We start from the raw sequence: 13879 nt of genomic DNA, 5'->3' as shown, positions 1-13879 counted from the left end.
GCAAAAAAAGCAGCTATGGACGACTTCGTCTTCCTCCCCCTGGGTGGTGTCGGCGAGATCGGGATGAATCTCGCTCTCTATGGTTATGGTCCTTCGAACCGCCGCCGTTGGCTGGCGGTCGATTTCGGCGTCAGTTTCGCCGGCCCGGATCTTCCGGGCGTCGATCTCGTGCTTCCCGATATCCGCTACATGGAAGAAGAGCGCGACTTCATCGAAGCGATCGTCATCACCCACGCGCATGAGGACCATTTCGGCGCTCTGCTGGATCTCTGGCCGCGCCTGCGTCTGCCGGTCTATGCCAGCGCCTTCACGGCCGGGCTTCTGAACGCCAAGCGCGCGGCGCAGCCCGGCGCGCCCGAAATCCCGGTCACCATCGTCGCTCCCGGCGATCGCGTGACGATCGGCGATTTCGAGGTCGAGTTCATTGCGGTGACGCACTCGATCCTCGAGCCGATGGCGCTCGCGATCCGCACGCCGCTCGGCACCGTGGTCCATACCGGCGACTGGAAGCTCGATCCCGAGCCGGTCATCGGCCCGCAGACCGACGCGGCGCGGCTGGCGGCGATCGGCGACGAGGGCGTGCTGGCGCTCGTCTGCGATTCGACCAACGCCATGCGTGACGGCCGCAGCCCGAGCGAGACCGAAGTCGGCGCTTCGCTGACCGAGATCGTCAAGGAAGCGACGGGCCGCGTCGCCTTCACGACCTTTGCCTCGAATGTCGGCCGCATCAAGTCGATCGCGCTGGCCGCTGTCGCCGCCGACCGCCAGGTCGTCGTCGTCGGCCGGGCGCTTCGCCGCGCCATCGAGGTGGCAACCGAGCTCGGCTACATGGAGGGGCTGCCGCCCTTCCTCGACGAGGAATCCTACGGCTATCTGCCGCGTTCCAAGGTGGTCGCCATCCTGACCGGCAGCCAGGGCGAGCCGCGCGCCGCGCTGGCCCGGATCGCCGAGGACGAGCACAAGTTCGTCGGCCTGTCGCCGGGCGATACGGTTGTGTTCTCGGCGCGCCCGATTCCGGGCAACGAGAAGGCCATCGGCAACATCATCAACCAGCTCTGCGACCAGGGCATCGTCGTCATCACCGACCGCGATCGGCTGGTGCACGTCTCCGGCCATCCGCGCCGCGACGAGCTGGCCGAGATGTATGGCTGGGTGCGGCCCGAGATCGCCATTCCGGTGCATGGCGAGGCGATGCATCTCTGGGCGCATGCCGCCTTCGCCCGCGACATGGGCGTCAAGCAGGTCGTGCTGACGGAAAACGGCAACATCGTCCGTCTCGCCCCCGGACCGGCGGAGGAGATCGACGACGTTCCCTTCGGCCAGCTCTACAAGGACGGCAACATCATCGCCGACGCCGACAATGTCGGCGTGCCGGAGCGCCGCAAGCTGGCCTTCTCCGGTCATGTCGCTGTGTCCGTGGTGCTCGACGCGAAGGGCGCGGTGGCGACCGATCCGGAGATCGCGCTGACCGGCCTGCCGATCCAGGGCGCCACCGGTCACCCGTTCGAAGAGACGGTCATGACGGCGGTTCTCGGCACGATCGAGAGCATTCCGCGCGCACGCCGGCGGGATCCGGAACTGGTGCGCGAGGCAATCCGTCGCTCCGTCCGCGCCGCCGTTCGGCAGGCTTGGGGCAAAAAGCCACTTTGCACTGTCTTCGTCGCGATCGTATGACGCCTTGGCGGGTATTTTTCCCGCGTGAGGAGCCGTCGCGATGATCGGACGACTGAACCATGTAGCGATCGCGGTGTCCGATCTGGACGCCGCGACGCGCGTCTATCGCGATACGCTGGGCGCGCGGGTGTCGGAGCCCCTCCGGCTGCCCGAACATGGCGTGACGACGGTCTTCGTCGAATTGCCGAACACCAAGATCGAGCTTCTGGAGCCGCTCGGCCCGGAGTCGCCGATCGCCAGGTTCCTGGCGCGCAATCCCGACGGCGGTATTCATCATCTGTGCTATGAGGTCGACGACATCATCGCCGCGCGCGATCGTCTGAAGGCTGATGGCGCGCGTGTTCTGGGCGACGGCGAGCCGAAGACCGGCGCCCATGGCCGACCTGTCCTGTTCCTGCATCCGAAGGATTTTTGCGGAACGCTGGTCGAACTCGAGGAGGCTTGAGACCAACATGCCGATCTACAGCATCTCGGCGATCTATTTCATCGTCTGGTGGCTCGTGCTGTTCATGGTGCTGCCGTTCGGCGTGCGCACCCATGCGGAGGAGGGCAATGTCGTCCTCGGCACGACGGCGAGCGCCCCCGCCAATCTCAATCTCGTCCGCAAGATGATCATCACCTCGATCATCAGCGCGGTGATCGTCTATGGCGTCTGGTACGGCTATGTGAAGATGGGCTGGACGGTCGAGATGCTGGGCCGCTTCGCGTTCTGAGGAACGCACCCAGCGGCCCCGGCGGTCTCGCCGGGGCGAGACGCGATGGTCGAAATAAAAAAGGCAGGAAACCTTACGGTTCCTGCCTTTTTAGTGCGCGTTCATTCCCTCAAGCCGAGCTTTTCGCTCGATTGGCTTTAATCGAGCTCATTTTTATCGAGCTCGGCGGCAGCAGCTTTTCAGCGCGCCAGAGGGGACATCCTCCCAAGACTTAGACCGCGTTGCCTTTGTTTGGAGCCGCGCTTTTGGTGCGAGGTCCTTTGTTATGACCCGACGTTATCCAAAGGCATCTCGCTTGTCATCAAATTGTGCATGAGCAGCACGTTTTTTTTGCGACAGCGACGCTGACCTTAGGATTTGAGCCTCGGAAGACGCTCTTTGGTGCCTGTTTTCGTGCTTGACCGCCGCTTGGGTGCTTTGCTCAAGAGTTGTTCAGAGTGGCGCGACAACGGCGCTGCCGGCTGGCTCTTGTGTTTTCGCCGGTCTATGGCTTGATGTCCGCCCATCCGACTCGCCTGGAGCTCCTTTCTGATGCGCCTTTCCCGCTCTTTCATGCCGATTCTCCGCGAGACGCCGAAGGAAGCGGAGATCGTTTCGCATCGGCTCATGCTGCGCGCGGGACTGATCCGCCAGCAGAGCGCGGGCATCTATTCCTGGCTGCCGCTCGGCCAGAAGGTTCTCGCCAACATCCAGCGCATCGTCCGCGAGGAGCAGAACCGCGCCGGCGCCATCGAGATCCTGATGCCGACCCTGCAGTCGGCGGATCTCTGGCGCGAGAGCGGGCGCTACGAAGACTACGGCAAGGAGATGCTGCGCATCGAGGACCGGCACGAGCGCGACATGCTCTATGGTCCGACGAACGAGGAGATGGTCACCGACATCTTCCGCAGCTATGTGCGCTCCTACAAGGAGCTGCCGCTGAACCTCTACCACATCCAGTGGAAGTTCCGGGATGAGGTGCGCCCCCGCTTCGGCGTGATGCGCGGCCGCGAGTTCCTGATGAAGGACGCCTATTCGTTCGATCTCGACGAGGCCGCTGCTCGCCGCGCCTACAACCGCATGTTCGTCGCCTATCTGCGCACCTTCGACCGCCTCGGCGTCAAGGCGATCCCGATGCGCGCCGATTCGGGCCCGATCGGCGGCGATGCGACGCATGAGTTCATCGTGCTCGCCTCGACCGGCGAGAGCGCCGTGTTCCTCGACAAGGCCGCGCTCGAGACGCCGATCCCCGGCGCCGACACGGATTTCGAGGGCGACCTGACGCCGATCGTCTCGGCCTGGACTGCCAAATACGCGGCCACAGAGGAAATGCACGAGCCGGCGGTGTTCGAGGCGATCCCCGAGGAGAACCGCCTCGAGGCGCGCGGCATCGAAGTCGGCCAGGTCTTCTATTTCGGCACCAAGTATTCCGAGCCGATGGGCGCGACCGTCACCGGTCCCGACGGTGTCGAGCACGCCGTGCACATGGGCTCCTACGGCATCGGCGTCTCCCGCCTGGTGGCGGCGATCATCGAGGCGAGCCATGACGAGGCCGGCATCATCTGGCCGGAGGGCGTGGCCCCCTACAAGGTCGGCCTGATCAACCTGAAGGCTGGCGACGCGGCGACGGATCTCGCTTGCGAGGGGCTCTATGAGCGCCTCACGAAAGCCGGAATCGAAGTCCTCTACGATGATGTCGAGGGCCGCGCGGGGGCGAAGTTTGCGACCATGGACCTGATCGGCCTGCCCTGGCAGCTGATCGTCGGTCCGAAGGGACTTGAGCGTGGCGAAGTCGAAATCAAGCGACGCGCGACGGGCGAACGCGAATCCGTTAGCCTGGATGCGGCAGTGGCGAAACTACTGGGCAGCTCTTAAACCGCGGCGCGCCGCGATCGGGACAGGTATGGCTGAGCCGACCGGCACGAGACCCTTTGCGACTTTCGAATGGATGCTGGCGCTGCGCTACCTGCGCGCGCGCCGGCGTGAGACCTTCATCTCGATCATCGCGATCTTCTCCTTCATCGGCATCATGCTCGGCGTCGCGACGCTGATCATCGTCATGGCGGTGATGAACGGCTTCCGCGGCGAGCTGATCGACAAGATCCTCGGCATCAACGGCCACGTCGTTCTGCAGCCGATCGAGACGCCGTTCACCGACTTCGCCGACGTCGCCAGCCGGCTCGCCATGGTGAAGGGCGTCACGGCGGCGATCCCGCTCGTCGAAGGCCAGGTACTCGCCTCGGGGGCGAACAATTCGACCGGCGCGCTCGTGCGCGGCGTCCGGGCTGAGGACCTGCCGAACATTCCGAGCGTCTCGAACAACGTGAAGCTCGGCACGCTCAACGATTTCGACAATGCCGAGGGCGTCGCCATCGGCACCCGGCTCGCCACCAATATGGGCCTGACGATCGGCGACAAGCTCACGCTGGTATCGCCGCGTGGCAACGTCACTCCGATGGGAATGACGCCGCGTATAAAGGCCTATCCGGTGGTGGCGATCTTCGAGATCGGCATGTCCGAATATGATTCCTCGTTCGTCTTCATGCCCTTCGCCGAGGCGCAGGCCTATTTCAACCTCGACGACAAGGCTTCCGCGATCGAGGTCTATCTCTCCGACGCCGACAAGACCGGCGCGCTGCGCGGGCCGATCGAGCAGGCGGCCGGGCGGCCCGTGGTGATGACGGACTGGCGCCAGCGCAACATGACGTTCTTCTCGGCGCTGGAGGTCGAGCGGAACATGATGTTCATGATCCTGACGCTGATCGTGCTCGTCGCCGCGCTCAACATCATCTCCGGCCTCACCATGCTGGTGAAGGACAAGAGCCACGACATCGCGATCCTGCGCACCATGGGGGCGACGCGGGGCGCGATCCTGCGCGTGTTCTTCATCACGGGCGCCGCCATCGGCACGGTCGGCACGATCGTCGGCGTGCTCCTCGGCACCATCGTCTGCCTGAACATCGAATCGATCCGGCAGTTCGTCTCGTGGCTGACGCGGACCGAGATCTTCTCGCCCGAGCTCTACTTCCTGTCGCGCCTTCCTGCCGACATGAATGCCGGCGAGACGATCTCGATCGTCATCATGGCGCTCGTACTCAGCTATCTCGCGACGCTGTATCCGGCATGGCGGGCGGCCAAGCTCGATCCTGTCGAAGCCCTGCGCTACGAATGAGTGACACGTTGACCAACCAGAGACCGCGGCAGCAGCCAGTTGGCGGGGCAGGGGCGCCGGCGCTCCGCCTGCTCCGCGTCGAACGTCACTACAAGGAAGGCTCCGGCAGGCTCTCGATCCTCACCGGCGCGGATCTCGCGGTCTATCCGGGCGAGACGGTCGCGCTCGTGGCACCTTCCGGCGCCGGCAAGTCGACGGTGCTGCACATGGCAGGACTGCTCGAGCGGCCGGACGCCGGCGAGGTCGAGATCGGCGGCCGCCTCACCGGATCGCTGAACGACGCCGACCGGACGACCATCCGCCGGCTGCAGATCGGCTTCGTCTATCAGTTTCATCATCTGCTGCCGGAATTCTCGGCGCTCGAGAATGTGATGATGCCGCAGCTGATCCGTGGGCTCGACCGCAAGGAGGCGGCGCGCCGCGCGACGGAGCTGCTCTCCTACATGAAGCTGGAGCCGCGCAAGGCGCACCGGCCGTCCGAGCTTTCGGGCGGCGAGCAGCAGCGCGTGGCGATCGCCCGCGCCGTCGCCAATGCACCGCGCCTTCTTCTCGCCGACGAGCCGACCGGCAATCTCGATCCAAAGACGTCGCACTATGTCTTCGATGCGCTCGATGCGCTCGTGCGCGCCTCCGGCCTCGCGGCGCTGATCGTCACGCACAACATGGAACTGGCCGAACGCATGGATCGCCGCATTACACTCGATGCGGGCAAGATCGTCGAATTCTAGTCGCCGATCGTTTCGTGTGCGGAACGGGCGATTCCGAGAATGGATATCCTTTGCCGCGCCTGAATTGAGGCGCTCATTCCTCGAAGCCCCTCCGACGCCTTGCTAGCTTTGCTCATCCCGATGAAACGGCGCGCCGGTTGGCGGCCCATCTTGAGCAAGGAAGCACGATGCGACGCCTTTCCTTCGTCACGGCCGCGGTCCTGTTCGCGCTGGCTGGACCCTCGGCCCACGCCGAGGCGCCCGGATCGATCCTGAACGCCTCCTATGACGTGTCGCGCGAGCTCTTCGGTGCCGTCAACGAGGCCTATGGCGCGAAATACAACAAGGAAACCGGCAAGACGCTCGAGGTGAAGCAGTCGCATGCCGGCTCGTCCAAGCAGGCGCGCTCGATCCTCGAAGGCCTCGAGGCCGACGTCGTGACCTTCAACCAGGCGACCGACATCCAGGTCCTGGCCGACAAGGGCTTCGTCGCCGCCGACTGGACCTCGAAGTTCCCCGACAACGCTTCGCCCTTCTACTCGCTGCCGGTCTTCCTGGTGCGCGCGGGCAATCCGAAGGGCATCAAGGACTGGAACGATCTCGTCCGCGAGGACGTGAAGCTTGTCTTCCCGAACCCGAAGACCTCGGGCAATGCCCGCTACACCTATCTGGCCGCCACCGCCTACGCCAAGGAAGCCTTCGGCAATGACGAGGCGAAGGTGAATGATTTCGTGAAGAAGTTCCTCGCCAACGTCGCGGTGTTCGACACCGGCGGCCGCGCCGCAACCACGACGTTCGTCGAGCGCGAGATCGGCGACGTGCTGATCACCTTCGAGGCGGAGACGACCGGCATCCGCAAGGAGTTCGGCCCCGAGAAGTTCGAGACCGTGGTGCCGTCCGTCAGCCTGCTCGCCGATTTCCCGGTCGCGGTCGTCGACAAGGTCGCCGACAAGCGCGGCTCGAAGGAGATCGCCACCGACTATCTGAACTTCCTCTATTCGCCCGAGGGGCAGACGATCCTCGCCGAGTTCGGCAACCGCGTCCGCGACAAGGCAATCGTCGACAAGTTCGCCGCCTCGTTCCAGCCGGTGCGTCTCGTGACCGTCGACGAAGTGTTCGGCGGCTGGCCGGCCGTGAACAAGAAGTTCTTCGGTTCCGACGGCCTGCTCGATCAGCAGCTCGCCGGCCAGTGACCGCCGTCGAAATGAGCGGGAGCGGGATCGGCGCCGTGTCGCGCCCGCGCTCCCGCAGACAATCTGGAAAAGGGCAGGGCCGGGTCGTTCCCGGCTTTCGCCTTTCCCTGGGCGTCACGCTGCTCTACGCGGCGCTGATCATCTGCCTGCCGCTGGCGACGCTGATTCTGGTCGGCGCCCGTCTCGGGCCGGCCGACTATTGGGCCGTGATCAGCTCGCCGCGCGCCATCGCCAGCTACCGCGTGACGCTGGGCGCCGCGGCGCTCGCCACCCTCTTCAACACCATCTACGGCTTCGCGCTCGCCTGGGTGCTGGTCCGGCACGATTTCCCCGGGCGCCGGCTGTTGGATGCCATCGTCGACCTGCCCTTCGCGCTGCCGACCGCCGTCGCCGGCATCGCGTTGACCGCGATCTTCGCCAAAAATGGCTGGTTCGGCGAACCGCTCGGCCTGCTCGGCATCAAGGTCGCCTACACCCAGCTCGGCATCGCGCTCGCCATGGCCTTCACCAGCCTGCCCTTCATCGTGCGCACCTTGCAGCCGGTGATGGAGGAGCTGGACGGCGAGATCGAGGAGGCGGCGCGCACGCTCGGCGCCGGCAATGTGACGATCTTCTTCCGCGTCGTGCTGCCGATCCTGGTCCCGGCGCTGCTTGCCGGCGTGTCGCTCGCCTTCGCGCGCTGCCTCGGAGAATTCGGCGCCGTCATTTTCATCGCCGGTAACCAGCCCTACCAGACCGAGATCACCGCCTTGCTCGCCTTCATCCGGATCGAGGAATACGACTATTCGGCCGCCGCCGCGATCGCGACCGTCATGCTCGGCACCGCCTTCATCTTGCTGGTCGTCACCAATGCGCTGCAGGCCTATGCCCGCCGGCACGAGCTCACGCCATGAGCGCCGCTTCGAGAGTTTCGCGCGCGGGCGCGCAGCAGGGCTGGTCGCGCTATCTGCTGATCGGCGGCGTGCTGCTGGTGACGGCGCTCGTGATCGGCGCGCCGGTTCTCGCCGTATTCGTGCAGGCGCTGTCGTTGGGTGTGGGCTACGCGCTCCGATCGCTGGCCGAGCCGGATACGCGGGCGGCGATCCTCCTGAGCGTCACCGTCGCCATCGTCGTGGTGCCGATCAATACGCTGTTCGGCATCGCCGCCGCCTGGTCGATCGCCAAGTTCCGCTTCCCGGGCCGCAAGCTGCTGCTCGCCATCGTCGAGCTGCCGTTTTCGGTCTCGCCGATCGTCGCCGGCATTTCCTATCTGTTCGTTTATGGGGCGCAGGGATTGCTCGGGCCGTTCCTCGAGGCGCATGACCTGAAGATCATGTTCGCGCTGCCGGGCATCATCCTGGCGACGACCTTCGTGACGGCGCCCTTCGTGGCGCGCGAGCTGATCCCGCTGATGCAGTTGCAGGGCAACGGCGACGAGGAGGTCGCGGCGACGCTCGGCGCGCGCGGCTGGCAGACCTTCTTCCGCGTCACGCTGCCCAATATCCGCTGGGGCCTGCTCTACGGCGTGGTGCTCTGCAACGCCCGCGTTCTCGGCGAGTTCGGCGCCGTCTCGATCGTCTCCGGCAACATCCGCGGCGAGACCAACACGCTGCCGCTGCATGTCGAGCTGCTCTACCACGACTACAACGCCGCCGGGGCTTTCGCGGCGGCGGCGGTGCTGACGCTGGTGGCGCTCGTGACGCTGCTGGTCAAGACGCTGCTGGAGCGCGTCTCGGGGCAGGCCGGCGCGCGGCGGGGGCACTGAGCCTCAGCAGTGGCGGAGCCGCGCCAGCTCCGCCGGGCGCTTCAGCAGCACGTGCCGGGAGGTTTCCAGGCTGATGGTGCCGGCGCCCTCGAGCTGCGTCATGGTGCGCGAGACCGTCTCGATGGTGAGGCCGAGATAGTCGGCGATGTCCTGGCGAGACATTGGCAACTCGATTTCCTCGTCGCTGCCCTGGCGCTCCGCCATCTCTGAGAGGAACGAGCCGATCTTTTCCAGCGCGGTCTTGCGGCCGAGCAGCAGCGCGTGACGCTGGCAGGCGTCGAGGTTCTGCGCCGTGACTTCCCAGAGGGCGCGGGCGATCTCGGGATCGCGGCCGGCGGCGGCGTAGGCGGCGCTGCGGCTGATCATCTGCACGGTGACGTCGGTGATCGCTTCGGCGGCGAAGCAGTGGGTGCCGCGCGCCTCCATGCCGAAATAGCCGCCCGGCATGACGAAGGCGCCGATCTGGCGACGACCGTCGCAAAGGAGCTTGCAGGTGCGCACCGTTCCGTCGAGGACCTGGTAGATGTATTCCGCCGGATCCTCCTCGGCGACGATCTCGCTGCCGCGCTCGAAATGCAGCGTGATGCCCATCAGGCCGATGATGCCGGCCGGCGCGAAGCGGGCGTCGCCGGAAGCGGGCGAAATCCGGCGGCCAGGGGCCTCCAGAGCGAGGTTCCGCGCGGTTGCCACAGACGTCAGCATGTCGTCACCCTTGAATTCCATCAGCGTTATCGTTCGATTAGGCCGATGCGGGGCGAGACAAAATTCAGATCATGTACCTAAGGGATATCACTTAGGTGCCGGGATCCCTGCCGGGAGATAGATTGATTGATCATGCCATGCGCGGCCATCCGTGCCGGAGTTGAGTACACGCGATGCCGGAAGCCGATGGGTCGGTCATGACGTTCCTGTTCCGACAGGATACGGGCGCACGGCGCATCCTGGTCGCTTCCGCGGTTGTCGCTGGCCTGATCGGCATCGCGACGTTCCTGTCGCTGCAGCCGATCTTCCGCGCCCAGTCCGCCTTCCTGCTCTATATCCCCGCCGTCATCCTGGCAGCCGGAATTGGCGGTCTCTGGCCGGGCCTCGCCGCGACGCTGATCAGTCTTGTCCTCGGCACCACGATCTATCTGAACGCAGGCGGGGTCGACGCGCCGCATCTCTGGAGCGGGGCGGCCTTCGCGGTGATCGGCGGCAGCCTTGCCGTGCTTGGCGAATGGCTGCTCCGGGTGCGCCGGCAGCTGGCGACGGCGGCGGCCGACCTTCGTTATCGCGAGGCGCATCTGCGCTCCATCCTCGAAACCATTCCCGACGCGATGATCGTCATCGACGAGACCGGGTTGGTGCAGTCGTTCAGCGCGGCGGCGCAACGCATGTTCGGCTATGACGCCAGCGAGATCGTCGGCCGCAACGTCAAGCTTCTCATGCCGTCCTCCTATAGCGAGCAGCATGACGGCTATCTCCAGCGCTACCGCCAGACCGGCGAACGGCGGATCATCGGCATCGGCCGCATCGTCGTCGGCGAGCGCAAGGACGGCTCGACCTTCCCGATGGAACTCGCCGTCGGCGAGATGCGCTCGGGCGAGCAGCGCTATTTCACCGGCTTCATCCGCGATCTCTCGCAGAGGCAGGAGACGGAGGCGCGCCTGCAGGAGCTGCAGGCGGAGCTGGTGCATATCTCGCGCGTCACCGCGATGGGCGAGATCGCCTCCACGCTGGCGCACGAATTGAACCAGCCGCTCTCGGCCGTCGCGAATTACCTGCGCGGCTCGCGCCGCCTGCTCGATTCGGGCGCGCCGGAGAACATTCCGAAGGTCCGGGCAGCACTGGAGAGCGCCGCCGATCAGGCGCTCCGGGCCGGCGAGATCATCCGCCGGCTGCGCGATTTCCTCGCCCGCGGCGAGACGGAGAAGCGGGTCGAGAGCCTGGCGAGGCTGCTGGAGGAGGCGAGCGCGCTCGCGCTCGTCGGCGCCCGCGAGAAGGGCATCCGCATTCGTTTCCAGCTGGATCCAGAACTGGACCTGCTGTTCGGCGACCGGGTCCAGATCCAGCAGGTGCTGGTCAATCTGATGCGCAATGCGATCGACGCCATGGATGAGGGCGACGGCAAGGACCTGACCATTTCCAGCGAGGCCGAATCGGGCGACATGATCCGCATCAAGGTCTCGGATCGGGGAACGGGGATCGCGCCTGACATCATGGCGCGGCTGTTCCAGCCCTTCGTGACCACCAAGCAGACCGGGATGGGAGTAGGCTTGTCGATCTGCCGGACCATCATCGAGGCGCATGGCGGGCGGATCTGGGCCGAGGGCAACCCCGGCGGCGGCACGATCTTCAACTTCACCATTCCCGCCGCCCGTATCGAGGAGACCGAGCGTGTCAGCTGAGGCCGTCATCCATGTCATCGACGATGATGACGCCGCGCGGGATTCCCTCGCCTTCCTGTTCGAGAGCGCCGACCTCGAAGTTCGCTCCTATGCTTCCGCCGCCGCCTTCCTGACGGAGGCCCCGGGGCTCGTCGGCGGCTGCATCGTCACCGATGTCCGCATGCCGGAGATCAACGGCATCGAGATGCTGAAGCGGCTGAAGGCCCAGGGCGTCTCCCTGCCGGTCATCGTCATCACCGGCCATGCCGACATCGCGCTCGCCGTCGAGGCGATGAAGAGCGGCGCCGTCGACTTCATGGAGAAGCCGTTCGACGACGAGGCGATGCTGCGCGCCGTCCGCGCCGCGCTGGTCCGGCATGGCAAGACGCTGGAGGCAGGGCAGGAGCGTGCCGAGATCCGCCGCCGCCTCGGCGTCCTCTCCAATCGCGAGCAGCAGGTTCTGGAAGGGCTGGTCGCCGGCCACGCGAACAAGCGGATCGCCCACGACCTCGACATCAGCCCGCGCACTGTCGAGATCTACCGCGCCCATGTGATGACCAAGATGGAGGCGTCGAGCCTCTCCGAGCTCGTCCGCATGGCGCTGATCGTCGGCCTCAACGGAAGCATTGCAACCTCGGACAACTGATCCGCTGTCCTTGCGGTGGATCAATGCCGGCAAAATGTCGCTCGCCCAGACTGCAGGCTTTCCGCCGCCAACCGTCCGAGCGATGTCCGTTCCTGCAGCACAGAACCCCGAACCGGGCTTGGTCTATATCGTCGATGGCGACGCCGCCGTCCGGCGTTCGCTGCGTTTCGCGCTCGGTATCGATGGCTTTACGGTGCGGACTGACGCCGACGCGGGCTCCTTCCTGAAACGCGACAATCATCCCGCCCATGCCTGCCTGGTGGTCGACCACCACCTCGTCGACATGAGCGGGCTCGACCTGATCGAGCGGCTCAGGATGCGCGGCTGGACGATGCCGGTCATCCTGACGGTCACCAATCCCTCGTCGGCGCTGGTGCGCCGGGCGGCTTCCTCCGGCATCGCGCTGGTGGAGAAGCCGTTGCTCGGCACCGCGCTGCTCGACCACATCCGCGCGGCCCTGTCGGCCTCCGCCTGAGGGGGCGGGCTATTCCCGCCCTCGCCTGACGCTGCAATCCTGCCGTCACGACATATCGCTTATTGGTACGGTCTTCGAATCAGGCCGCGCGTGCTACGACGCTGCGGTGCAACTCAGCGAGCCGAACGAGTCCGATCCCATGAATGAGCCGATTTCCAATCCTGGACGCAGCCCGGTTCCGGCCATGGTGGGAATCTGCGCTGTGATCCTGATCATCGCCGCGATGTATTGGGCGCAGAACGTCTTCGCGCCGATCACTTTCGCGCTTCTGATCATCGCCATGCTGTGGCCGTTCCAGCGGGCGATGCAGGCGCGGATGCCGCAGCTGCTGGCGCTGCTGCTCTGCCTCGTCGTCACCGTGATCGTCATGACGATCTTCACCTCGCTGCTCGCCTGGAGCCTCAGCCGGGTCGGCCGCTATGTGCTGAGCGACACGGCGCGCTTCCAGACCATGTACAGCGAGCTGGCGGAATGGCTGGAGGGCAGGGGCATCGTCGTCTCCGGCCTGTGGGAGCAGCATTTCAACGCGGGCTGGATCATCCGCATCGTCCAGCAGGTCAGCGGCCGGCTCAACACGACCCTGACCTTCTCGCTGGTCGTGCTGATCTACGTCATGCTCGGCCTGCTCGAGGTCGGCGATGTCGGCCGCAAGCTCAAGCGCTTCAAGGCTGGCAGCGTCGGCGAGGCGCTGTTCATCGGCAGCGGCGAGACCGCCGCCAAGCTGCGCCGCTACATGATGGTGCGCACGCTGATGAGCATCATGACCGGCGTGCTCGTCTGGGGGCTGACCTATGCCGCTGGCCTGAGCCTCTCGGCCGAGTGGGGCGTCATCGCCTTCGCGCTCAACTATATCCCGGTGATCGGGCCGCTCTTCGCCACCGTGCTGCCGACGCTCTTCGCCATCGCGCAGTTCGAGACCTGGCAGGCGGCGGTCTTCGTCTTCGTCTGCCTGAACCTGATCCAGTTCCTGGTCGGCTCCTATCTGGAGCCGAGGATCGCCGGCAACGCGCTGTCGATCTCGCCGGTGCTGGTGCTGTTCGCCGTCTTCTTCGGCACCTTCCTGTGGGGGATCGCCGGCGCCTTCATCGGCGTGCCGATCGTCATCGCGATCGTGACGATCTCAGCCCATCACGAATCGAGCCGCTGGATCGCCGACATTCTTGGCGTCGGCGTGGGGGACACGGCGGAGGGGTAACACCCGCCGCCCTGT

Annotated in this window: 14 protein-coding genes; 13 read left to right on the top strand and 1 reads right to left on the bottom strand. The window is 65.6% G+C overall.

Annotated elements, in window-relative coordinates; translation table 11 throughout:
- Positions 1–15: 15 nt before the first annotated feature.
- The 9 genes from AC6HZP_RS13995 (at position 16) to cysW (ending at position 9182) form a co-directional block, all read left to right on the top strand.
- Positions 16–1674 (top strand): ribonuclease J, encoded by a 1659-nt coding sequence (locus tag AC6HZP_RS13995; RefSeq protein WP_497523361.1) that lies wholly within the window; start codon positions 16–18, stop codon positions 1672–1674.
- Positions 1675–1714: 40 nt separating this feature from the next.
- On the top strand, positions 1715–2119 hold the full coding sequence (gene mce / locus AC6HZP_RS13990; protein ID WP_497523360.1) for a methylmalonyl-CoA epimerase: 405 nt from the start codon (positions 1715–1717) through the stop codon (positions 2117–2119).
- A gap of 7 nt (positions 2120–2126) precedes the next feature.
- Positions 2127–2387, top strand: coding sequence for a DUF1467 family protein (locus AC6HZP_RS13985; protein WP_201404128.1), 261 nt, complete (start codon positions 2127–2129; stop codon positions 2385–2387).
- 531 nt (positions 2388–2918) lie between these two features.
- Positions 2919–4241: a proline--tRNA ligase gene (gene proS, locus AC6HZP_RS13980; protein ID WP_497523359.1), complete on the top strand. Its 1323-nt coding sequence runs from the start codon at positions 2919–2921 to the stop codon at positions 4239–4241.
- Between the two features lie 28 nt (positions 4242–4269).
- Positions 4270–5538 (top strand): lipoprotein-releasing ABC transporter permease subunit, encoded by a 1269-nt coding sequence (locus AC6HZP_RS13975; protein ID WP_497523358.1) that lies wholly within the window; start codon positions 4270–4272, stop codon positions 5536–5538.
- Positions 5535–6266 carry an ABC transporter ATP-binding protein gene (locus AC6HZP_RS13970; protein ID WP_201404125.1) on the top strand — a complete coding sequence of 244 codons (732 nt, stop codon included), beginning with the start codon at positions 5535–5537 and terminating at the stop codon, positions 6264–6266. Before AC6HZP_RS13975 ends, AC6HZP_RS13970 begins: the two co-directional genes overlap by 4 nt.
- 167 nt (positions 6267–6433) lie before the next feature.
- Positions 6434–7438 carry a sulfate ABC transporter substrate-binding protein gene (locus AC6HZP_RS13965; RefSeq protein WP_497523357.1) on the top strand — a complete coding sequence of 335 codons (1005 nt, stop codon included), beginning with the start codon at positions 6434–6436 and terminating at the stop codon, positions 7436–7438.
- A gap of 11 nt (positions 7439–7449) precedes the next feature.
- Complete coding sequence (cysT, locus tag AC6HZP_RS13960) at positions 7450–8331, top strand: sulfate ABC transporter permease subunit CysT (protein ID WP_497526804.1); 882 nt, start codon at positions 7450–7452, stop codon at positions 8329–8331.
- Positions 8328–9182 carry a sulfate ABC transporter permease subunit CysW gene (cysW, locus tag AC6HZP_RS13955; protein WP_497523356.1) on the top strand — a complete coding sequence of 285 codons (855 nt, stop codon included), beginning with the start codon at positions 8328–8330 and terminating at the stop codon, positions 9180–9182. The genes cysT and cysW overlap by 4 nt, the downstream gene beginning before the upstream one ends.
- Positions 9183–9185: 3 nt before the next feature.
- Here cysW and AC6HZP_RS13950 read toward each other — a convergent pair whose 3' ends face one another.
- Positions 9186–9905, bottom strand: a complete 720-nt coding sequence (locus AC6HZP_RS13950) for a helix-turn-helix domain-containing protein (protein ID WP_497523355.1) — start codon at positions 9903–9905, stop codon at positions 9186–9188.
- A gap of 152 nt (positions 9906–10057) precedes the next feature.
- Here AC6HZP_RS13950 and AC6HZP_RS13945 point away from each other — a divergent pair, with 152 nt between their 5' ends.
- The 4 genes from AC6HZP_RS13945 (at position 10058) to AC6HZP_RS13930 (ending at position 13864) form a co-directional block, all read left to right on the top strand.
- On the top strand, positions 10058–11569 hold the full coding sequence (locus tag AC6HZP_RS13945; RefSeq protein WP_497523354.1) for a PAS domain S-box protein: 1512 nt from the start codon (positions 10058–10060) through the stop codon (positions 11567–11569).
- The gene (gene fixJ, locus AC6HZP_RS13940) at positions 11559–12194 is read left to right on the top strand and encodes a response regulator FixJ (RefSeq protein ID WP_497523353.1); all 636 of its coding nucleotides are present in this window, start codon (positions 11559–11561) and stop codon (positions 12192–12194) included. The genes AC6HZP_RS13945 and fixJ overlap by 11 nt, the downstream gene beginning before the upstream one ends.
- 34 nt (positions 12195–12228) lie before the next feature.
- On the top strand, positions 12229–12669 hold the full coding sequence (locus AC6HZP_RS13935) for a response regulator transcription factor (protein WP_497523352.1): 441 nt from the start codon (positions 12229–12231) through the stop codon (positions 12667–12669).
- Between the two features lie 139 nt (positions 12670–12808).
- The gene (locus tag AC6HZP_RS13930) at positions 12809–13864 is read left to right on the top strand and encodes an AI-2E family transporter (RefSeq protein WP_201404118.1); all 1056 of its coding nucleotides are present in this window, start codon (positions 12809–12811) and stop codon (positions 13862–13864) included.
- Positions 13865–13879 lie beyond the last annotated feature (15 nt).

This window comes from Kaistia sp. SLG-1 (genome assembly GCF_059699055.1).
This window is presented reverse-complemented; position numbering and strand designations above follow the sequence as displayed.